Origin of the sequence: Bacillus sp. PAMC28571 (assembly GCF_014250435.1) — a bacterium.
GTDB classification, from domain to species: Bacteria; Bacillota; Bacilli; order Bacillales; family Bacillaceae; genus Bacillus; species Bacillus safensis.
Genome location: NZ_CP060191.1, coordinates 1,076,725 through 1,097,676, shown reverse-complemented (window position 1 = coordinate 1,097,676; position 20,952 = coordinate 1,076,725). Strand labels below are relative to the sequence as shown.

Annotated in this window: 23 protein-coding genes and 2 riboswitches; of the genes, 6 read left to right on the top strand and 17 right to left on the bottom strand. The window is 40.5% G+C overall.

Annotated elements, in window-relative coordinates; all coding sequences use genetic code 11:
• Positions 1 to 102: 102 nt before the first annotated feature.
• Positions 103 to 558, bottom strand: a complete 456-nt coding sequence (locus tag H7F25_RS05375; protein WP_024424678.1) for a MarR family transcriptional regulator MhqR — start codon at positions 556 to 558, stop codon at positions 103 to 105.
• Positions 559 to 762: 204 nt separating this feature from the next.
• On the opposite strand from H7F25_RS05375, the gene H7F25_RS05370 reads away from it, so the two are divergent.
• Complete coding sequence (locus tag H7F25_RS05370; protein WP_185854364.1) at positions 763 to 2,268, top strand: sporulation kinase KinD; 1,506 nt, start codon at positions 763 to 765, stop codon at positions 2,266 to 2,268.
• Positions 2,269 to 2,314: 46 nt separating this feature from the next.
• Here H7F25_RS05370 and H7F25_RS05365 read toward each other — a convergent pair whose 3' ends face one another.
• The 6 genes from H7F25_RS05365 to H7F25_RS05345 all read right to left on the bottom strand — a co-directional run bounded on the left by H7F25_RS05365 (position 2,315) and on the right by H7F25_RS05345 (position 7,361).
• Positions 2,315 to 2,557 (bottom strand): aspartyl-phosphate phosphatase Spo0E family protein, encoded by a 243-nt coding sequence (locus tag H7F25_RS05365; protein WP_039178071.1) that lies wholly within the window; start codon positions 2,555 to 2,557, stop codon positions 2,315 to 2,317.
• Between the two features lie 300 nt (positions 2,558 to 2,857).
• A complete protein-coding gene (locus tag H7F25_RS05360) occupies positions 2,858 to 3,388 on the bottom strand; it encodes a 1,2-dihydroxy-3-keto-5-methylthiopentene dioxygenase (protein WP_024426834.1) in 531 nt (176 codons plus the stop codon).
• Positions 3,389 to 3,404: 16 nt separating this feature from the next.
• A complete protein-coding gene (locus H7F25_RS19295; protein ID WP_059376919.1) occupies positions 3,405 to 4,043 on the bottom strand; it encodes a methylthioribulose 1-phosphate dehydratase in 639 nt (212 codons plus the stop codon).
• Positions 4,007 to 4,702 carry a 2-hydroxy-3-keto-5-methylthiopentenyl-1-phosphate phosphatase gene (locus H7F25_RS19290; protein WP_058838973.1) on the bottom strand — a complete coding sequence of 232 codons (696 nt, stop codon included), beginning with the start codon at positions 4,700 to 4,702 and terminating at the stop codon, positions 4,007 to 4,009. Before H7F25_RS19290 ends, H7F25_RS19295 begins: the two co-directional genes overlap by 37 nt.
• A complete protein-coding gene (mtnW, locus tag H7F25_RS05350) occupies positions 4,702 to 5,922 on the bottom strand; it encodes a 2,3-diketo-5-methylthiopentyl-1-phosphate enolase (protein WP_395960491.1) in 1,221 nt (406 codons plus the stop codon). The genes H7F25_RS19290 and mtnW overlap by 1 nt, the downstream gene beginning before the upstream one ends.
• 102 nt (positions 5,923 to 6,024) lie before the next feature.
• Positions 6,025 to 6,126: riboswitch (SAM riboswitch) on the bottom strand.
• A 44-nt stretch (positions 6,127 to 6,170) separates the two neighbouring features.
• On the bottom strand, positions 6,171 to 7,361 hold the full coding sequence (locus tag H7F25_RS05345; protein WP_133743890.1) for a pyridoxal phosphate-dependent aminotransferase: 1,191 nt from the start codon (positions 7,359 to 7,361) through the stop codon (positions 6,171 to 6,173).
• Between the two features lie 163 nt (positions 7,362 to 7,524).
• A riboswitch (SAM riboswitch) is annotated at positions 7,525 to 7,684 on the top strand.
• A 79-nt stretch (positions 7,685 to 7,763) separates the two neighbouring features.
• On the opposite strand from H7F25_RS05345, the gene mtnK reads away from it, so the two are divergent.
• Positions 7,764 to 8,957: an S-methyl-5-thioribose kinase gene (mtnK, locus tag H7F25_RS05340; protein WP_056766282.1), complete on the top strand. Its 1,194-nt coding sequence runs from the start codon at positions 7,764 to 7,766 to the stop codon at positions 8,955 to 8,957.
• 6 nt (positions 8,958 to 8,963) lie between these two features.
• The gene (gene mtnA / locus H7F25_RS05335) at positions 8,964 to 10,025 is read left to right on the top strand and encodes an S-methyl-5-thioribose-1-phosphate isomerase (protein ID WP_073204948.1); all 1,062 of its coding nucleotides are present in this window, start codon (positions 8,964 to 8,966) and stop codon (positions 10,023 to 10,025) included.
• 24 nt (positions 10,026 to 10,049) lie between these two features.
• On the opposite strand, the gene H7F25_RS05330 is transcribed toward mtnA, so the two are convergent.
• The 3 genes from H7F25_RS05330 to H7F25_RS05320 all read right to left on the bottom strand — a co-directional run bounded on the left by H7F25_RS05330 (position 10,050) and on the right by H7F25_RS05320 (position 12,980).
• Complete coding sequence (locus tag H7F25_RS05330) at positions 10,050 to 10,187, bottom strand: hypothetical protein (RefSeq protein WP_162860203.1); 138 nt, start codon at positions 10,185 to 10,187, stop codon at positions 10,050 to 10,052.
• Between the two features lie 89 nt (positions 10,188 to 10,276).
• Entirely contained in the window at positions 10,277 to 10,768 is a 492-nt protein-coding gene (locus H7F25_RS05325; protein WP_149125707.1) for a methylated-DNA--[protein]-cysteine S-methyltransferase, read from the bottom strand.
• A gap of 1 nt (position 10,769) precedes the next feature.
• The gene (locus H7F25_RS05320; protein WP_034623371.1) at positions 10,770 to 12,980 is read right to left on the bottom strand and encodes a PAS domain-containing sensor histidine kinase; all 2,211 of its coding nucleotides are present in this window, start codon (positions 12,978 to 12,980) and stop codon (positions 10,770 to 10,772) included.
• A 293-nt stretch (positions 12,981 to 13,273) separates the two neighbouring features.
• Between H7F25_RS05320 and H7F25_RS05315 the strand changes: the two genes are divergently transcribed.
• A complete protein-coding gene (locus H7F25_RS05315) occupies positions 13,274 to 14,293 on the top strand; it encodes an acyltransferase family protein (RefSeq protein ID WP_041116436.1) in 1,020 nt (339 codons plus the stop codon).
• A 28-nt stretch (positions 14,294 to 14,321) separates the two neighbouring features.
• Here the strand turns inward: H7F25_RS05315 and H7F25_RS05310 are convergent, their stop codons facing one another.
• The 5 genes from H7F25_RS05310 to htpX all read right to left on the bottom strand — a co-directional run bounded on the left by H7F25_RS05310 (position 14,322) and on the right by htpX (position 17,665).
• Positions 14,322 to 14,495, bottom strand: coding sequence for a hypothetical protein (locus H7F25_RS05310; RefSeq protein ID WP_166644678.1), 174 nt, complete (start codon positions 14,493 to 14,495; stop codon positions 14,322 to 14,324).
• Positions 14,488 to 14,652, bottom strand: coding sequence for a hypothetical protein (locus H7F25_RS05305; RefSeq protein ID WP_087975542.1), 165 nt, complete (start codon positions 14,650 to 14,652; stop codon positions 14,488 to 14,490). The genes H7F25_RS05310 and H7F25_RS05305 overlap by 8 nt, the downstream gene beginning before the upstream one ends.
• A gap of 6 nt (positions 14,653 to 14,658) precedes the next feature.
• A complete protein-coding gene (locus H7F25_RS05300) occupies positions 14,659 to 15,177 on the bottom strand; it encodes a DUF421 domain-containing protein (protein ID WP_024424666.1) in 519 nt (172 codons plus the stop codon).
• Positions 15,178 to 15,274: 97 nt separating this feature from the next.
• On the bottom strand, positions 15,275 to 16,621 hold the full coding sequence (locus tag H7F25_RS05295; protein ID WP_080652937.1) for a TrkH family potassium uptake protein: 1,347 nt from the start codon (positions 16,619 to 16,621) through the stop codon (positions 15,275 to 15,277).
• A gap of 144 nt (positions 16,622 to 16,765) precedes the next feature.
• A complete protein-coding gene (htpX, locus tag H7F25_RS05290) occupies positions 16,766 to 17,665 on the bottom strand; it encodes a protease HtpX (protein ID WP_024424664.1) in 900 nt (299 codons plus the stop codon).
• 278 nt (positions 17,666 to 17,943) lie between these two features.
• On the opposite strand from htpX, the gene H7F25_RS05285 reads away from it, so the two are divergent.
• Together H7F25_RS05285 and H7F25_RS05280 are read left to right on the top strand one after the other, a co-directional pair.
• Positions 17,944 to 18,660 (top strand): DUF1836 domain-containing protein, encoded by a 717-nt coding sequence (locus H7F25_RS05285; RefSeq protein ID WP_024424663.1) that lies wholly within the window; start codon positions 17,944 to 17,946, stop codon positions 18,658 to 18,660.
• Positions 18,661 to 18,784: 124 nt separating this feature from the next.
• Positions 18,785 to 18,979, top strand: a complete 195-nt coding sequence (locus H7F25_RS05280) for an alpha/beta-type small acid-soluble spore protein (protein ID WP_024424662.1) — start codon at positions 18,785 to 18,787, stop codon at positions 18,977 to 18,979.
• A 38-nt stretch (positions 18,980 to 19,017) separates the two neighbouring features.
• Here the strand turns inward: H7F25_RS05280 and H7F25_RS05275 are convergent, their stop codons facing one another.
• Positions 19,018 to 20,196 carry an anti-sigma factor domain-containing protein gene (locus H7F25_RS05275; RefSeq protein WP_185854362.1) on the bottom strand — a complete coding sequence of 393 codons (1,179 nt, stop codon included), beginning with the start codon at positions 20,194 to 20,196 and terminating at the stop codon, positions 19,018 to 19,020.
• Positions 20,193 to 20,948, bottom strand: a complete 756-nt coding sequence (sigI, locus tag H7F25_RS05270) for an RNA polymerase sigma factor SigI (protein ID WP_003210952.1) — start codon at positions 20,946 to 20,948, stop codon at positions 20,193 to 20,195. The genes H7F25_RS05275 and sigI overlap by 4 nt, the downstream gene beginning before the upstream one ends.
• Positions 20,949 to 20,952 lie beyond the last annotated feature (4 nt).

The following is a 20,952-nucleotide window of genomic DNA, read 5'->3' as shown; positions in this document are numbered from 1 at the left end:
AATACCTTTGCAGTCTAGGAACGAGCACCGGCACGCAGGACTAACGCCGAATGCGAGGGATTGCCTGCACGCTGAAAAGGAAGCCAGCGGCTTCCTTTTTATTTAGTCTTGATGATCATATAAATGCTTTGCACGCAGCCCTACATGTTTGAGCATATCAATGCAGACATCTTTCTCTTCTTCGCTCAGGACACTGATCATCTCATGAATTTCTTTCGCATGATCTGGGAAGATGTCATCAAGCAAAGCTCGTCCCTGCTTGGTAATATGCGCAAATGTCACTCTGCGGTCTTCTGCACAAGCCTTGCGACTGAGGAGTTCTTTCTTCTCCAATTTATCGACCACATACGTGATGCTGCCGCTTGCAAGTAAAATCTTATCACCGATTTGCTGAAGCGGCTGATCACCTTTATGATATAGCAATTCTAGCACAGCAAATTCAGTTGGATTCAGCCCGTGCTTCACAATATGTTTGTTCATGTGATGATTAATTGAGCGATAGGCACGTGATAATACAATAAATAGTTTCAATGATTTTTCAACATTATGATTTTCCATTTTTTATCATCCTTTATGAAATGCAACCTACTAATGTGACATTAATAAACAATAAGTAAAATGTCAACATTTTGATCCATCTTTAGCACGAAAATGAGACCAGAACGAATCACCTAATTTTTTAAAAATCACACAAGTCATCGTAATAAAGATAGGTTCAATGCTATAATAAGTCTATTAGGTAATACGTTGGAGCGATGAATGATGAGTATACTGAAAGGGTTTTGGAAGAAGATCAGGCTTTACCTTATTTTGGTCATGCTTCCAACCCTAATCATTAGTTATTTTATCTACGAAAAAGAAACTGAAAAAATCGATTTAAAGAACAAACAAACCGCTACACTTATGTTAAATATTCACAAAAACCAAATGAATTATTTAATAAGTGAAACAGAAGCGAGATTAACTTCCCTTGCCATGGGATTTGACCAGCCGGTTGAGACGGAAAAAGTACAAAACATCTTAGAGAAAATTTATAAACAAGAACCTCGTTTTTCAGGTCTGTATCTCCTAGACAAAAAAGGAAATGTAACAGCAAGCACCACCCCGTTAAAGGAAAAAATCAACCTATCATTCAGAGATTACTTTAAACGCATTCAAGTGACCAAGCAGACCGTGATCACAGACAACTATGTGAGCCGAATTACAAAACAGCGGATTCTCTCCATTTGTGTGCCTGTTCTCGATGAAAATGAAGAGGTCACCAATGTGCTGATTGCCGCCATTCAAATTGATTATTTAAGAAATATTATGAATGTATTGAATCCTGATCTTCATTTTAAAATGCTGAATCAAAATGGACATGTCGTGTTTACAAGTGGTCCACAGCCAGTACCTGAGGGCGGCAGCACCGTGTCTACATATTTAGATGAAAACAGCTGGAAGCTGGAGGTCTTTCCGCAGCGTGCTTCAACAAGTGAAGTGCTGTCTGTGATGCTCATCCCTTTATCCAGTGCGTTTATTTTATTAAATATTTTATTCACACTAGTCCAGTATATCGTGTTAAGGCGGCAAACTCAGCAGGAGCGTCATCAAAATGAAGCGCAAAAGCTTGAATTGATCGGAACACTCGCAGCAAGTACAGCACACGAAATTCGCAACCCATTAACTGGGATCAGCGGATTTATCCAGCTATTGCAAAAGAAGTATCATTCAGAAGAAGATCAGCTCTATTTTTCTGTCATCGAGGAAGAAATTAAACGGATCAACCAAATCGTCAGTGAATTTCTTGTATTAGGAAAACCAACGGCAGAAAAATGGCAGAATAACTCTGTTAAAGAAATTGTAAGTGAGATCATGCCGATCGTTTTCTCTGAGGCAAACCTTTATAATGTCGAAGTGGACCTACAAATCAATACGATTCAAGATGTGGGCGTGTATTGCACGAAGGATCATATTAAACAAGTCGTTTTAAATGTAGCAAAGAACTCTTTAGAAGCGATGCCAAACGGCGGTCATTTGAAGATTGTGATCGAAGCTGAAAAAGAACATGTCATCATTAAAGTAGCGGATACAGGTGAAGGCATACCAGAAGAGATGTTAAAGCACATCTTCCTCCCCTTTATTACGTCGAAGGAAAAAGGCACGGGTCTTGGGCTTGTCGTGTGTAAACGAATCATTTCGATGTATGGCGGAACAATTGATATTCATAGCGAAGTGAATAAAGGAACGACTGTTATGATCATGCTTCCTTCTGCTCACTCAGCATAGCTGAAGATGTCAGCCGGTTTTGCTTATGCAAGACCGGTTTTTCATGTCAATAAGAGGGGCGGTTCACAGATAAAAGACTCATTTGAGACACAAGATCATGAAAGGAGGGGGCAGATTGTTTCTCATGAAAAAGAAGATGCTGATACTCATTCATCAGGTTGTCCAGTTCTTGACTATATTTAATTGTCATCTCACCAGTGTACCCTTCCACTTGAGCAGCTTCTACCATCTGTTTTCTCTTCTCATCAATGGACATCAGCAATTGTTCTTTCCTTACATAAATATTCATGATCTCAGCTCCCGCAATGATTTCGACTGTCTATGCTCAAAATGATCCGACACCAAAATTATACTTTATTTGTAAATTAAATTAAATATGCTTATTTTATTTAATTTTTTACAGCCTAAAGACCTTTTACCCAATCAAATTTGGGGGTAAACTTCAAATTTGGACAGGACTGTCACATTGATTAAACAGAATTTTATCCTATACAGAAGATCAAAATCAACTATTTTCTTTCACATTTTATGTCTAATTTCCTAAAAAAAAGCTGATCTTCCGCCTCATGCGGAATGATCAGCTCTATCATTAAACCGTTTCTTCCTCGTAAATTGGCACCCAGCCCTCAGTTGTGACAAATATGCGAACTGCGACCACTTTGCGATCCTCTTGAAGTGTAAAGTAATGACGGATGTTTGGCGGAACAGAAATTAAATCACCTGGGTTCAATCTTACATCAAAAAAGACGCCATCCTTGCCTTGAATAGCAAAGATTCCGTGCCCGCTCACAATAAAGCGTACTTCATCATCTGTATGGTGATGCTCACGTTTAAAGTTTTGGAGCAGCTCATCAAGATTTGGCGTGGCATCAGATAATGAAATCACATCCTGCGCTTTGTACCCTCTTTTTTCAGAAATACTTTGGATTTCCTTTTGGAAAACAGTCAAAATCTCTTCCTTTTCCTCATCGGTTAAATCATACTTTTCTGATAAACGGTTTGGCAGCTTTTCAATATCCCAATGCTCATAAATAACCCCTTGGTTTTCTAAATATGATGCAACCTCTTGCTCGTTCTCAAGTAATGTGTTCTCTTCATTGTGAATCAAAATCGTCGCCATGTGCTTTTCCTCCTTTTTATCTTACAAGCTGCTGTTGATACAGCGCTAATTTTAAGTGATAGCTAAATAAAAATTCATATGCTTCTAATACTCGTTTTGCTTCAAAGGCTGTTTTTCCCCAGACCGTGATGCCATGATTGCGAATGAGTACAGCACCAGATGACGCCTCTAGTGTCAGATGTTTGGCAAATTGCTCTGCAAGATGCGGAATATGAGCTGGATTTTCAATAATCGGAATCGACACTTCTGCATCCTCTTCCCAATAACCAAGCGCTTTGATGATTTCGTTGCCTTTAAAACGAATCTCTCCCTTATCCCCATACAGCTCTGACATCACATTATTATCAATGGTGTGGACATGGAGACAGCAGCCTGCTTTCGTCCGTTCATACACGTACGTGTGAAGCAGTGTTTCAGCTGATGGCCTAAGCGTCTCGTTCGGATCATGGGGCTGGCCTGCCGCATTTACTAGCACAAAATCTTCATTTGTTTCTTTTCGTTTATCTTTGCCGCTTGCCGTCACCAAAAACGTGATTGGATCATCCGACACCTTGATCGATAAATTACCGCTTGTTCCGAAAAACCAGTCTCTTTGGGCCAGTTCACGTTTAACGTCTGCTAGCTCCTGCCAGCGTTTGCTCTTTGCGTCTGCCATTCCTTCACTTCCTTTATTTGAACAAATTGCGCGTGTAGATCAACAAATGTGTCAAACTCCTTATGTACGAGCCCGAGCTCTTGACATTCATTGAGCAAGTAGTCGCGCGCAAACGTAAGATCTGCATGTTTCGCCGCCTCCACATCAGTCACTGAATCTCCGATCATGATGATGAAATCATCCTCATGAGTCAGGTTTCGAATGATTGAGGGCTTGCAGCATCCGCATCCATTTTGACATTGCGTATCGCAGGCATGCGGCCATTCAATCTGAATATGCTCTTCCCCAAATGATGCATGATTGCAATAAATATCGTCTCGATCGACAATGCCTTCGAGGATGGGGTAGACAAAAAAGTCCATCCCCCCACTAAGTACATAGAAAGGAATGTCTGCTTTTTTTACCTCATCCACAAATTCCTTAAATCCTTCTCGAATCTCTGTATCCTCTAAAATAAATGATTGAATGGCTTCCTTCTGATCACTTGTCAGTAATTGAAACATCTGCCCGACGCCTTCTTGAATGGTAATTTCCTTTGACAGGACACCATCCTTCAGTTTCGTCCATTCACTCGGTGCAAACTGTTTCATGATGCGGATGATATTATCATTTTTTGTAATTGTTCCATCAAAATCACAACACACAATTGGTTTTTTCATTATTCTGCTACCCTTCCCCAAAGATCAAGTGCCGCTTTTAAGTCTTGGCAGGAAGCCGCCTTATCTTGGATAGACTCTTCCTGTATAACGGCATCAATGATCGAACGAAATGCCTTCCCTCCGCCGATGGCTCCCCGCGGATGTCCGTGAATGCCTCCACCTGCATTTATCACATGATCAATTCCAAAATCTTTGATCAATACTGGAACCATTCCTGGATGAATGCCTGCTGACGGGACAGGGAATGTTTTTTGAACCGTATCCTCTTTCACGCAAGCTTCATAGATTCCAAGGGCATCTTTTTTCGGAAGTGCAACCGACCCATAAGGTGAGGGGAAAAGGCTCAAATCAGCGCCAGCATATCGATTTAATTTGCCTAAAAGAAGAGAATGCGAGAATCCATATTCAGGAGAGGATGTCAAAGCACCACTCACAGCGGGATGCGCCATAATCGGCAGTGGAATGTCTGGGTCCTCAGCTAGGCTTTGCATGACATCCAGGCCGTAAGCAAAGACATTGAATAAGAGCGCATCTGCCCCAAGTTCAGCGGCCTTTCTCGCCCGATCCTTCAGGTCAAAGGTTCTGCCCGTTAAATTGACAGCATACAGCGTGCGGTGTCCTGTCTCTTCATAGGTTTCTTTTAAAATCGCTTTTCCTTCTTTGATTCGCTCTTCAAAAGGAGCTAATGGACTTTCAAATAAAATTTCATCGTCTTTGATGAAGTCAACCCCGCCTAATGCCTGTAAACGGAGCTGCTCTTTTAAATCCTGCATATCACGGCCGATAACGCCTTTAAAAATACTCATCAATAATGGACGATCAAACACATTTACCTTTTTTCGAATGCCATCAATTCCAAATACAGGTCCTGGCAGGCTTTTTTTAAATTCTTCAGAAAATTGGATATCGACTAGCTTCACTTTTCCATCTAGTGAAAGCTTTCCAAAAATCGTCGTGAAAACTGCTGGTAAATCAGCTGAAAAGTTTGCCTCAGGATAAGCAATCGTCACCTCTGATTGATAAAGACCATTTTCGGCTGGAGCAGCCTTTTCTAATACTTTTTCAACTCGGCCTTTATGCTTTTGAAGCTGCTCCTTTTTGAGCTGCGGCAAATCCGTCCATGATCCAACTGTTAAACCAAGCGCGATCTGCTCCGCTTTTCGATTTATTTGTTCATCCTCTCGATGTGTTAATACGTATGTTGCCAGTAATTCACTCACTAGGAATCCCCTTTCGATTGCGTCATGCATATGTTCAATAAAAAAACCTCTTCAAGTGCTTCTTGAGCGCCTTAAAGAGGTTGTTTCGTGTCATTCGTCCGAATCTTATCTCTCAGCGCTTGCTGCAAGAATTAGCACCGTGCTTCATGGAAGTCGGTTGCCGGGCTTCATTGGGCTAGTCCCTCTGCCTACTCTTGATAAGAATATTCAATTTTCTTAAATATTGCCTGAATTATCGCACCATTTTTTTATGTTGTCAATGGCTTTTTTTCAAACAGATTCAAAGCAGCGATGCGCTGAGCAGCTTCTTGTAACCGCTCCTCACTTGTTAGAAGTCCTACTCTCACGTACCCTTCACCGTGATCACCAAAGCCATTACCTGGCGCAACCACAACATGTGCCTTCTCTAATAATAAGTCAGAAAAGGCTTCAGATGTATATCCTTCCGGCACCTTTAACCAAGCAAAAAATGATCCCTTTGGTGCACTGACTTCCCAGCCAATTTCTTTGCAGGCAGCAATCCATACATTCCGCCTTTTCTCATATCGATCATTTTGCACCTGTACGCACGTTTGATCGCTTAATAGGGCTTCCGCTGCTGCATCTTGAGTGGCTTTAAACAGGGAGACAAACAGATGATCCTGATAAAGCTCAATGGCTTCAATAACAGACGAATTTCCAGCTGCAAATCCTACTCTCCACCCTGCCATATTATACGTTTTAGACAATGTGTAAATTTCTATTCCCGTCTCTTTCGCTCCCTCTATTTGCAGAAAGCTGAGCGGCTTTTCTCCATCAAATCCAATGCCGCCATATGCAAAATCATGGACAACACATAGCTTGTGATCTTTCGCAAATGTAACGGTTTCTTCAAAAAATGAACGGCTTGCCGTAGCCCCCGTCGGATTGTTGGGGTAATTTAAATACATTAATTTTGCCTTTTTCTTATCATCCTCAGGCAGCAAATCGTAGTCAGGTAAAAAATCATTTTTTTCAAGAAGTGGCATGGTTACCATATGCGCTCCAGCAAGCACAGCACCTGACCAATAATCAGGATAGCCAGGATCAGGGACAAGAAGCGTATCACCCGGATTCAGCAGGCATTGCGGCAGCTCAACAAGCCCTGCTTTTCCGCCAAATAAAATCGCAATTTCCGTCTTTGGATCAAGTGTGACGCCATATTCTCTTTCATAAAAAGCGGCAGCAGCCTTTTTTAATTTCGCTGTTCCACGGAATGAGGAGTATTGATGATTTTCAGGTTTTGCTACCGCTTCCTGCATGGCTTTTACAATGTGCGGAGGAGTTGGCTGATCAGGATTTCCCTGTCCCAAATTAATGATATCTGCCCCTTCCTGCACTTTTTTCTGCACCTTTTGGACAAGGGACGCAAAAAATTGCTTCGGTAATTGTTTCAACACATCTGATTGCTGGAATTCCATTTCTTCACCTTCTATTCAAGTTACGTGACAATACAATCACTGTAATGGATTGTTTTATGAATTGTAAAGCAATTTTGAAAAAAGATTGACATGTAAAGCAACGCTCTGATAATATCTTGAATTAAGAAATGCAAACAGACACGAAACAATTACATATTGATTTCTCTTATCGAGAGTTGGGCGAGGGATTTGGCCTTTTGACCCCAACAGCAACCGACCGTTAATACCACTGTGAAGTGGGGCGCAGCAAGTAACGCGCCAAGACAATTGTCTTATAGGGCACGGTGCTAATTCCATCAGACGTATGTGCTGAGAGATAAGAGAGGCTTTGAGCATACACACCATCAAGCCTCTTTCTCTCAGGAGAAAGAGGCTTTTTTATATGATTTGGAGGGGAAGCAATTGGTTACACTTACGGCATCATATGAAGAACTAACAGAAAGCTCGGCAGTTGCACTCGCAATTAGACTTGGTTTGATCCAAGAAAGCAGCCATTTGACATGTACTGAAATTGGTGACGGGAATTTAAATTACGTCTTTCATATTTATGATCACAAACAAGAAAAAGGATTGATCATCAAGCAGGCGCTGCCTTATGCAAAGGTGGTTGGGGAGAGCTGGCCGCTTACATTAGACCGGGCAAGAATTGAAAGTGCCGCCCTGATCAAGCAGTCAGAATATGCGCCGCACCTCGTACCAGCAGTCTACTATTCAGATACAGCTCTTGCAGTGACAGCCATGGAGGATCTCTCTCACTTAGAAATCGTCAGAAAAGGGCTAATTGCCGGAAAACAATATCCGCATTTATCTGATCATGTTGGAGAATTTTTAGGAAAAACACTTTTTTACACATCTGACTTTGCTACAAATCCTAAAATCAAAAAACAATTTGTGAAGCAATTTACGAACCCTGACCTGTGTGATATTACAGAAAAACTCGTCTTCACAGACCCTTTCTTTGATAGTGAAACAAATGACTTCGAAGAAGAATTAAGAGAATCAGCAGAAGCGCTTTGGAAAGATCTTGAGCTGCAAGCCAAAGCAGCGGAATTGAAGCGTATCTTCCTGACATCAGCTGAAACATTGGTTCATGGAGATCTTCATACAGGCAGTATTTTTGCAAATGAGACTGAAACGAAAATCATTGATCCAGAATTCGCGTTTTACGGTCCCTTTGGATTCGATATCGGCCACTTTATCGCCAATCTGTTCCTGAATGCTTTATCTCGCGAGAATGAACACGAGCAGCAGCACCTTTTTGACCATGTCGTCAATGTATGGGCAACCTTCAAAGAAGTGTTCACAAAAGCTTGGAAAGAGGACAGCATTGAAGCGTTTAGTGTATCGGACAGCTTTTTAGAAACAACCTTTGACCGGATTTTAAAAGAAGCGACAGGCTTTGCCGGCTGTGAGCTTGTCCGCCGAACAATTGGTCTTGCTCATGCCGCTGATCTTGATGCGATTCCATCACCAACTAGACGGATTCAGCAGAAAAAAGCAGCACTGACACTTGGAAAAACATTTATCAAACAATATCATACAGTGGAAACAGCGTCTGATCTCGTCGCATTATTCCAGCCATCTGTAAAGGAGTGACGGGTTTTGTCAAAAGAATTTGAAGTCCCCCGTTCTGTCGAATGGGAAGAAAACCGTATTCACATTTTAAATCAGCAAAAATTACCGGCCGAAACCGTATTTGAGCATTTATATACGAAAGAAGATGTGTATGATGCGATTGTGTCATTAAAAGTACGCGGAGCGCCTGCGATTGGCATTACAGCAGCTTTTGGGCTGGCGCTTAGTGCGCAAGCCATTGAGACAGAAGAAATGGATGTGTTTAAACAAGAAGTCATACGAATCAAAGAATATTTAAACAGTGCTCGTCCAACCGCTGTGAACCTCGCCTGGGCATTAGACCGGCTGCTGCAGCGCATTCAGCGTGCAGCATCAGTGAATGCAGCCAAAACAGACCTTGTCCATGAAGCCATTCAAATTCAAATTGAAGATGAAGAAACATGCAGACAAATCGGTCAAAATGCTCTTCAGCTCTTTAAATCAGGTGACCGTATCATGACCATTTGTAATGCAGGCTCCATCGCAACGAGCCGGTACGGAACAGCCCTTGCTCCCTTTTATTTAGCCAAAAAGAAAAATCTTGATCTTCACATTTATGCATGTGAAACACGCCCTGTTCTTCAAGGTGCTCGTCTGACAACATGGGAGCTTATGCAAGGCGGCGTGGATGTGACGCTCATTACAGATAACATGGCAGCCCATACGATGAAGGAAAAGCAAATTTCTGCTGTCATTGTTGGAGCTGACCGTATCGCCCGTAATGGAGATACAGCGAATAAGATTGGAACGTTAGGTCTTGCCGTTCTAGCCAAGCATTTTCACATTCCGTTTTTTGTAGCAGCACCGCTTTCAACCTTTGATGTATCCACCCGCGACGGATCAGATATTCCAATTGAAGAGCGCGACCCGCTGGAAGTAAAGGAATTAAACGGCGTCCCCATTGCACCGCCTGATGTTCAGGTATTCAATCCCGCCTTTGATGTCACTCCTCATCATCTTATTTCAGGCATCATTACAGAAAAGGGAATTATCACTTCGAACTATGCAGAAGAGATTGATGCTCTTTTCGCCGAAAGCATCTCTCAATAATCGCAAAAAAGCGCCGTGTTCTTGTCATTTAAGAGCACCGCGCTTTTTTGTTTCTTGATTCGTTTTTGTTAAGATTTCTTTTTTTTGTTCTTCTGTCAAAACGTTCATTTTGACACATAGTGACGTAACGGCATACATTTTACCTTTTTTGCCCCAAAACATGCCAGCGCCCTCCTTTTTCCCTCAACCAACTTTTTTAGCTTAATAAAAGGATATGTCGCTTGACAAACATTTGGAACAGGTCAATCGATTTATTTTTGAACAAATGGGATGCCTTCTAATTCAAGGAGGACCGCTTTCATGTCTGTCTTCGATCCTGCATAGCCCGTCAAAGACCGGTCTTTTCCAATCACCCTGTGACATGGGATAAAAATAGGTAATGCATTTCGTCTGTTAGCTTGTCCGATGGCTCTTACAGCCTTGGGATTGCCAATCGCTTCTGCAATGTCTGCATAGCTTTTTGATTCACCATATGGTATGGCCGACAATGCTCCCCACACCTGCTCTTGGAACGGAGAACCTGTTTGCTTAAGCGGGAGATCGAATATTTGACGCTCACCCTTGAAATATTCATCTAGCTGTTTTTTCGCTTCTTGTAAGACAGGCGTATCTGCTTGCTTTAGATTCGCTGCCTGCTTTTTTGCTAAAAACGGTTCATCATCAAACATCACCTCGATGATGGCACCATCCTTTTCTAGTATGTATAATTCCCCGATAGGTGCGTGATAGACGGTATAATACACGTTACTGCTCTCCTTCTTGTTTCTGCTGCCTAAGTGGCAGCGTGAGATGGAAGACGGTTCCTACGCCTTCCTCACTTTCTACCTCAATGGTTCCTTGATGCTCTTCAATAATTTTATAACTAACCATTAAGCCAAGTCCAGTTCCTCTTTCTTTCGTTGTATAAAAAGGCTCACCTAGACGCTTTAGCTTATCCTCTGCCATTCCGCAGCCTTCATCACGCAGTGAAATGACAATATGCTCCTCGCCCTTCCGCTGAATGCTCACATAGACATTTCCTTTGCGCGGCATGACTTCAATTGCATTTTTTAAAATGTTAATAAAGACCTGCTTTAATTGGTTTTGTTCACAATAAATGAGCGGAATCTCATCCAGCACATTGAGATGCATTTGAACATTGCCAAGATTCGCCTGTGCGTGCAGAAGATCCATCGTGTCTTTCACAATCTGCACCACATTTTTTTCTTCATATACAATGGCTTGCGGTTTCGCTAAAATCAAAAATTCGGTGATGATGGATTCAATTCTTTTCAGCTCTGATGTGATGACATTAAAATAGAGCGAATACTCCCCTTCTATATTTCCTTTTAACAGCTGAATGAAGCCTTTTAAGGCTGTCATCGGGTTTCTAATTTCATGAGCAATTCCAGCGGCAAGCTCTCCGACCACATGAAGGGTATCTGATTTTCTCACCCGCTCTTCTAATTCCTTCCGCTCTGTCACATCTCTAAAGATCGCTAAATTCATATTATGGATAATGTTGCGTTTAAAAGAGAATTCCAGGATACGCTGATCTGGATGGTTCAGTACAAACGGAACCTCATTATCCATTTCATCTAATGACATCGCCTCGGCGGGCTGAGCCAAATTTTCTATTTGATAAGGGGCAAGGATGTGGAAAAGATTCATTTCTGTTAAATGATCGTCCTTCAATTGAAGCAGCTCGCTGGCAGATGGATTGACTTCAATGATTCGGTATTGATTATCAAAAAGAACAATGCCGTCCATTGATCCATTAAATACTTTGCGGAATTTGAGCTCACTTTCGCGCAGCTCCTGCTCCATTCTTTTTCGATCACTTACATTACGTAAAATGGTTAAGTGCTGTCCTTCTAATACCGCATGCTTTGATGTAAACTCAAGCTCTTTATACTGTCCATTTGCCATTTTGAACAATAGCTCTTCCCTTATTTCATGATTCCGGATATAGCGTCTTCTTGTTGGTCTATATCTCTTATCAGATTTGACGAGAAAGTCGGTAAGTTTTTTGCCAATCAGCGAGTGCATAGGTAATTCAAAAATTCGGCAGGCTGATTCATTGGCTCTCACAATCTCTCCATCGTCCGCCCATATGATGATGGCATCCATTGCATTTTCGAAAATTTCTCTAAAGCGTTCTTCACTTTTTAACAGCTTCTCTTCCATCAGCCTTTTTTCTGTAATATCCCGCATGATGGACATATAAAAACCACTCATCACATTTGATGTAATGGTGAGTTCGAATAATTTGTGCTGGCCAGATTGTAGAGTAACAGGAAGCTCTCCTTTTGCTTTTCCTGTTTCTTTAAGTGACGTTAAAAGGTGCTGCAAGGCGGGAAGATTTTCTTCTTCGACAAATTCATGTAAATAGCGATCGGTTAAATCAGTCTTTTGCAGCTCAAAGCTCTGACAAAAAGAATGATTCGCATCAATCATGCAGCCATCCTGATCAAAAATGACCATCCCGTCAATGGCTCGGTCAAACAAATCTTTGAACAGCTGCTCATTCATGGAGCGTTCTCGTTCTAATATTTTCTTTGATGAAATATCTCGCATAACCACTATATACTGCTGATTCATGGTGTCGTGCTCTGCGACAAATTCAATGTATTTTGTTTCGCCATTTTCCAGCTGAATGGAGATTTCTCTTTTTAACGTACCTTTTCGAAAAAATAGATCGAGTGAGCATTCAACTTTATCTTTCGGGATGCCGTATAGGAAATCTAGAACGGATTTATTGAGGAGGTCTTCTTTCGGTGTCTGGACAAGCCTGCAAGTTGCTTCGTTGGCTTGGATGATGTTGAGGTGCTGATCAAATATAAAAATGGCATCGAGCGTCTTATTTAACAGCATTTTTTGCTGCATCAACTCAGTTCGCAAATATTCGTTCTCTTTTTCTAATTTTCTGATATCTCCCGCAGGGGTTAACCTATTGCCATCGAGCGTTTCAGTCATTCTCTTACACTCCTTTTCCAGCCTCATTCCTCTACAATATTTCTACAATATTTTCATTGTTCCTTCATTCGACTCATAAAAAAAGATAACTTTTTACACGAAGACTGTCTCATTTATTTCATTTGGATGACAGGATTGTATAACGATTCACTTTTCTTACGCTTCTTTTACAACCGTTCTACAATTTCACATCAAATAGCGAATTAAGCCAAAATGTATTTTAGAATGAGGCAAATAAGGGAACAGTGCACTTAGAACATTTATGTTCGAAAACGAGCAGGAAAGGTGATGTTATGGCATCCTCACGAGATAGTTATTTTGATAATGCGAAATTCCTTCTGATTTTTCTAGTTGTTTTTGGTCATTTGTTACGATCATTCATTCATGATAATGACTGGATGCTCTATTTATACAAGTTTATTTATACCTTTCACATGCCCGCCTTTATTTTAGTTTCTGGCTTTTTTGCAAAAGGGTTTAGAAAACCAGGCTTTATGAAAAAAGTCGCCGTTAAGCTGATCATCCCATATTTAATCTTTCAGGTGATCTATTCGGTTTACTATTATCTATTACAGGATCAAAGCATGGCCAATTTAAATCCAATTGATCCGCAATGGTCCTTATGGTTTTTAATTAGTTTATTCTTTTGGAACTTGCTGCTTATTCCTTTTTCAAAACTGCCGTTCCACTGGGCGATGATCGTCAGTTTATCAATTGCATTACTTGTCGGTTATGTGGACAGCATCAGCGATACACTCAGCTTATCACGCACGTTTGTCTTCTTGCCTATGTTTTTAGCTGGATTCTATTTAAAAAAGCAGCATTTTGAATTCATCCGTACAAGCAAAGGAAAGCTTGCAGCACTTTTTGTATTAATGGCTGTGTTCCTGTTTTGCTACTTCTATGAATTTGATTATTCCTTCTTATTTGGCTCAAAGTCGTATGCTTCTCTTGGAGATGAAGGAATGATTGCGGCGATGAAACGAATGGCATGGTATTTGCTTGCATTTGGCGCTACATTCAGCTTCTTTGCATTAGTTCCAACACGCCGTTTCTTCTTTACAAAATGGGGAACAAGAACGTTATATGTTTATTTATTACATGGCTTTGTAATCAAACTGCTAAGAACCACTTGGTTTGATGACTGGGCGCTAAATGCAGCAAGTGTACTCATTTTATTGCTGCTGACCATTTTGTTAACCTTTACCCTGTCTAGCACTTTTGTCAAAACCGTTGCACAGCCAGTGATTGAGCTCAAAATGACCAATCTCATGCGAACAATCACCGGCAGGCAAGGCAGTTATATCAAATAAAAAACGATCCTTCATGGATCGTTTTTTTCTATTTCTTATTCTGCTGACATGCAGCATCTTTCTTTGGCTTCACCAATGTATCAATCCATTTGCTGCTGTTAATATCTCCAAGCTCACTGCCAAATTCCTCTTCTAAAATATCTGGGTCCATTGGCTTTTTATGGTCCTTCATCTCTTTGCTCTTCATATGCTTCTTAGTCACGAGATGCTCCCCCTTGTTTTCCTTTATGAGAATTTCGGTTTGCCTGACGATCTCTTGATTGTTCGTCAAATTGGGTTTGTCCTTGATCATGTGCCATGCTTTCTGTCGGCGTCATATTATTTGTTAATGCTTCATTTTTCGCTGCTTTTCTTTTCATCTGCATTCAGTCCTTTTTTGACAGGTTTAGTTCTTCTCTTAATTGGTCAAGGAGTTCTTTCATTTGCTTGACCGTCACTGGCTTTTCCTCAGGTTTTAACTCATAGCCAATTTGTCCATTGGCTTCTAGCGTGGCTTTTTTGAGACAGCTGATGTCAGTGATGCCTTGCTGCTTTAAACGCATTTTAAATTGATCCCTTGTGAGCCTTGTTTTCTTCAGCTTATGATCAAGCATTTCGCCATCCTGTAAAATCACGACCGATTTTCCTGAAAGCAATTTTTCAAAAAAATCCGATTGAATCGACAGCTTTTCCATAATGACAAGTGCCACAATAAAGATGGTAGCTGCATAAATGGTTTCAAGTAAATTATGCTCAATAAAGGGTTGGATAATAATCGATCCGATTGAAATCATAATCACTGTTTGTTGTACAGTTAATTGACTAATGGATTTAGGCCCTGCTATTCTCAGCAGCAAGGTACCAACTAGCAGCATGACAATTGCTTTCCATAATACATCCAGCACGTCTCGTTCACCTCTTACCTATAGATTGCGAACATCCCATATGATTTAGCCAGTTAGATAATGGAAATAAAAAAACAGCATTCAAATGGAATGCTGTTTAACCAATAATGACGCGCTCTTTCGGATAATGATAATTTGCTTCGCTTTCTCTCCGGCCTATTAAATATAAAAAGCTTGGAATGCCGATCCGGCCAATAAACATGACCACCATGATAATACATTTACCAAACACAGTGAGATCTGAGGTGATCCCAAGTGACAGCCCCGTTGTTCCGAAAGCAGAGCAAACTTCAAATAAATTTTCAAGAAGTGTATTATGCTCTGTTAAGGATAACAGGAACGTAGCGCCAAAGACCAAAATAAACGCCATCATGGTTACCATAAGGGATTTATTAATATCCGCTTGATGAAGCTCTCTCTTGAAGATTTTAATGGACTTATTTCCCCTAGCAAAATGAAACAAGGCGAGTAAATTAAGAGCAAACGTAGTTGTCCGAATTCCGCCCCCCACAGAGCTTGGGGAAGCCCCGATAAACATGAGCATACATAAAAATAAAAGCGTCGGTTCCGTCAGCTGCGTAATATCTAACGTTGTCAGCCCACCGCTTCTTGTTGCAGTCGATTGGAATAAAGAATAGAACAAGATTTCGTGCCAGCTTTTCCCTACAAAGCTAAACCCGGCTTCAAGTGCATAGATTCCAATCGCTCCAACAACGACAAGGCCGCCGAACGTGAGCGTGGTGATTTTTGTAAACAATGAGAACGATGCGTGCTTACGGTCCTGATTGAACAAATAATCCTTTACTTCCACAAGCACAGGAAAGCCAATCGCTCCAAAGATGATCAGCAGCATCGTAATAAACTGGACGAAATAATCATCTTTGTAAGGGATAAGAGAGCTCCCTGTAATATCGAAGCCACCATTGGTTGTCGCACTAATACTTGAGAAGAAGCCATGCAAGAAAGCGCTTTGCACATCGTAATACTTGAGAAAATACATGCTTAAAATCAGCCCGCCGACAAACTCAATCAGCAAAATTAAATATAAGACCTGCTTCATTAGTTTCACAATTCCAGATAAATTGCTTTGGTTTTGATCTGCCATGATCAGCTTTCTTTCTTTAATTCCAATTCTTTTTCGCATGACAAGCCATACGAAGGTACCGAGCGTCATAATGCCGATGCCTCCAATTTGCAGAACAAACGCAAGGATCCACATCCCTGCCACACTAAATGTTTGTGAGGTGTCGACAACAGTCAGTCCTGTAACACTTACCGCACTCACCGCTGTAAACAAGGCATCAATGAATGTCCATTTGACTCCCTCTTGATGAGCCACTGGCAGGCTGAGAAGAATAAACGACACGGTCACAGCAAGAAAATAATAAAGGGCAATCAACTGAAAAGCTGACAGCCGGTCAATTAGCTTTTTTATAGGATTCATTGTCATTCCTTCTTTTATCTATCTTTTCGAATACCTTTATCATTTTAATGAAAAGAGACATGATTTTAAAGCTATTTTATGCTTTATTTTCTTTTTCATCAAAAAGAAAAAGACATCCTGTTAAAGAATGTCTTTTCGTCTTTCTTATTTTGCTTCTAGTCTTCTGATTCTTTCGTTCAAATCAGGGTGTGTTGAGAAAAGAGAAGCTTTTCGTTTACCGCTGATTTTCAGCGTAGCGACTGCTGTTTGATCATCATCTTTGATTCTTGACGTGTACGCCTCAAGTGAACGAAGCGCATGAATCATTTTATCTTTACCTGCAAGGTCGGCTCCGCCGCGGTCTGCATGGAATTCACGGTGTCTAGAATATGCAAACACGACAAGGCTTCCTAGGATAGAGAAAATGATTTGGAAAACAATCACAGCGATAAAGTGAACAATCGGCACAAGCTCTTCACGTGAAACAAAACGGCTTGCGATCCATGCCGCAATTCTTGAAAGGAACACAACGAACGTGTTGACGATTCCTTGAAGCAGCGTCATCGTCACCATATCACCATTCGCAACGTGAGCGACTTCGTGGGCGATTACACCTTCAACTGCTGCATCATCCATTTCATGAAGCAATCCAGTTGATACCGCAACAAGTGATCTTCTCTTAGAAGGACCTGTTGCAAATGCATTGACTTCAGATGATTGATAAATACCAACCTCAGGCATTTTAGAAAGGCCTGCTGCTCTTGAAAGTCTGTGCACGCGGTCAACAAGCTGCTGCTCATCATATGTTAATGAATCCTTTTCTGGATTTAACACACGTACACCCATCATCATTTTTGCCATCCAGCGAGACATTGCAAGTGACATAAACGAGCCAACAAAACCAACAACTGCACTGAATACAAGAAGATAAAGGATATTAAGTCTTCCGTCTGCTCCTATATAAGAACCAACACCAGTTGCTGCACTAATAACCGACAGTACAATACCAATCGTAGTGATAACAAGAATGTTCGTTAATATAAACAGAAATATTCTCTTACCCATACATAACCTCCGCTGTCATATTAAGTTCAAATGAACTTATTAATAAAATTATAAAAATAAACGTCTCAAATTGCAAGGAAAAAGGAATCACTTTCTCTGTTTATCATAACGGCTAAAGCCCCATCACATCAATATTTACGACATTCGCCCCAGCAGAAAAGTGAACAAATTGTGACGCGCAGGTTTGAATTTGAGTTTATTTTGCATTTTCATCAAAAAGAGACTATGATGTTGAATTAGATCAATAATCACGTTTTGACGTACAAATGAGGTGGAACATGGTTACTTTTAAATTAACGAGAATTGACATGACAAGACTTCTGTATTCTCTAAAAGGAGAGGGAGATCTGACTCCGCTTCAGCTTTTGAAACTATCTGTAAAAAATGGCAAGGATCATGACTATGATGAATTAAAGATCCCGTCTTTTTTTGAGAAGCTTGAACGGCGGAAGCAAAAATCAGAGCATGGCCTTTCTACAAATGAAATTGTTGAGCTTGGCAACTTGTGTGAGCTGACTTCTCTTAAATCGACGGCGATTCAAAATTGGATCAAACGTGATATTAAAGATATGATTGGCCATCCAGAGCTTGGCAAGAAGTACTCTATTGATCAGGTCGTTATTTTATTAATTGTCAGGGATTTAAAATCAGTTTTTGACTTCGATAGCATTCGTATGATCTTATCTGCCTTATTTAACACCATCACAGATCGAACAGATGATATTATTAGTCCAATCCGTTTTTATGAAGCATATGCGCACGTCCTTGATTTTATTTATCACCATACACAATTTCCATTAAAGGAAACAAATTTACGAGAAATAACTGAGGAGCAGACAGACAAACTCCATGACGAGTTTACAGAATTGACGAAGAGCCAATGGAATTTGATTAAAGGAATTATCAGTTCTACCGTCTTCTCTGTATTTACTTCTCATTTGCAAAGTACAGCTCAAGAAATGATGTATAATACGCTGCAGCTGAATAAGGGATAAATAAGAACCGAGGTGACCTTCATCATCTCGGTTTTTTTGTACAGCAATTGCCAGCATAAATGTACGGCTTTTTTTTCAAAATAAGAAGGCGCAACAAACATGAGGTGAAAGGAGGAATATGAACATGGCAAATCGAAATCAACTTCTTGTTCCTGGAGTAGAACAAGCTTTAGATCAATTTAAATACGAGATCGCTCAAGAATTTGGCGTCACTCTCGGTTCAGATACAGTCTCACGTGCAAACGGTTCTGTTGGCGGTGAAATCACAAAAAGACTCGTTCAACAGGCTCAATCACAAATGGGCAATCAATCTAAATAAAGACATGGTGAAATACGCCGGAGCTAATCTGGCGTTTTTTATTGTTCATATGTGTGCTCATGCCGGTTCTCGCGATAAGGAAACGGTGCACCTTTCCCTTTTTGCTTCGCATGTTCTCTTTTTTGTTCAGCGGATGGATTGTTCTGATCCCTGCCGTTTTTTTTTGCATGTTTTTCCGCATCACCACGTGATGTGCCGTTCCAGTGTCTTCTTTCATCAGGATCGGTTGATTGATTTTTTTTTTGCTCTTTATCGAAAGAATGATCCTTTTCTTCCTTTATCTTGTTGTCTTTGCTTGCATCATCAGGTTTTTGAGGCTTTTGAACAGATCCTTGCTCTTCCCTCTCTGCCTCCTTCTGCTCTTTGTCCTCAGCTTCAGGAGCCTCTTGATCTGGCTGCATCTCTTCGCTATCGTCTGTCTTTACGTCTTCTTGTTTGTCTTTATCTGCTTGTTCTTCATCATGTTTCTTAGGATCTTCTTCCTTCACAGCATCGTTATCTGCTCCGTCTTCATCCTTTTTGATGTCTTCATGTTCTTGATCTTGCATTTCTTGATTTCTAATATATGTTCCTGTTGAAATGCCTGCCTTTTGAGCCTTTTCTCTTGTTTCCATGTCACTTTCCACAGTTTCCAGCTTATAATTGCGTTTTTGATATTCACCAGAAATGGTGTTAATTTTGCTTTTTACGTTTGTTTTATATGTATTGTCCTGCTTGTTTTCATAAACGGTTGAAATATAAATACTTTTAGAATGGTTCACATATCCTTTTTTGTCACAGTCATCTATAATTTCCTGCACGACTTTGGTCATGTCGTTTTTTTCTAAATCCTTCATACTCGCCAGTACTTGCTTTGCATCTTTATTCAGCGGTGTGACACCGATCACTTGATAATTGTGATCAAGCTTCAGCTCAAAGCTTGGGTTAATATCAATTGTCATATACGCATATGCTTTTTGACTTGAGAAAGATGGCATCATAGTAAAAATTACGACAATAATCGCTGCTATTGATAGGATTCCTGCATTTAACGGACGTAAACGAAGCAGGTCAAAAAAACCGGCTCTTTTTCTTTCGAGACGTGATTCATTCGGAAATGTCACTTCTTGGCCGATTTCATAGTTTTGCTCTTCATATTTTGTCCGCAGAAATTGTCCATCAGGGGTCAGCAGCGTGACATATTTTTTGTTTTTCTCTACTATAATGCCTCTTCTCATGAATTAAGCACCCCTTTAAGGTAATCTTTCAAATACACATAATCACCTGTCATAATGATCGCCATCGCAATGATATATTTTCTATTTCTCTCAATCGTTTTGCGGCTGACTTCCACTAGCTTTTCCAGCTGTTTGACCGGCAATTGTTTTTTCTGAAATAAAATCGTTCTCAGCTCATCGTGTTCAACGAGTGTATGGGCTACTTTAATCGCATTTTGCCTGGCATCGGCATGCTTTGGTGAATGCTCAAGCAGCTCTTGAAACGTGAGACCGTATACTTTCAGTCGTTCTTTAAAATGTTCAATCTCTTCTCTTCTATGTTCTTGTTCAATTAAACGCCTATATTCATTTGCAGAGAGCTCTGCTTCAATCATGCTTTGAGAGTATTCGCCATTCTCACTTTCTTGCAGGTCCATTTGAACCGTTGGCGCATTTCTTGCTTCTTTACGAATATAGTCAATCACTTTTCTTTTAATAATTAATTCTGCGAAAGCAAGCAGTGAGTTTCCTTTTTCGGCAGAGTATTTTTCTATCGCTTCATTAAAGGCTATTAAGCCTATGCTGAATTCATCATCTTTTTCATCTATATATCGTTTACAAACGGATGAAACCGTCTTAGCGACAAATGGTTTGTATTGCTCTATTAATGCATTTTGCAGTTCGATATCACCTTGTTGAATACTGATAGCCGACTGCTCTAATGTTTGCTTTTTCTTTCCTTTTTTAAACAAAAGGCTAAGCAATGGTTTCACCTCA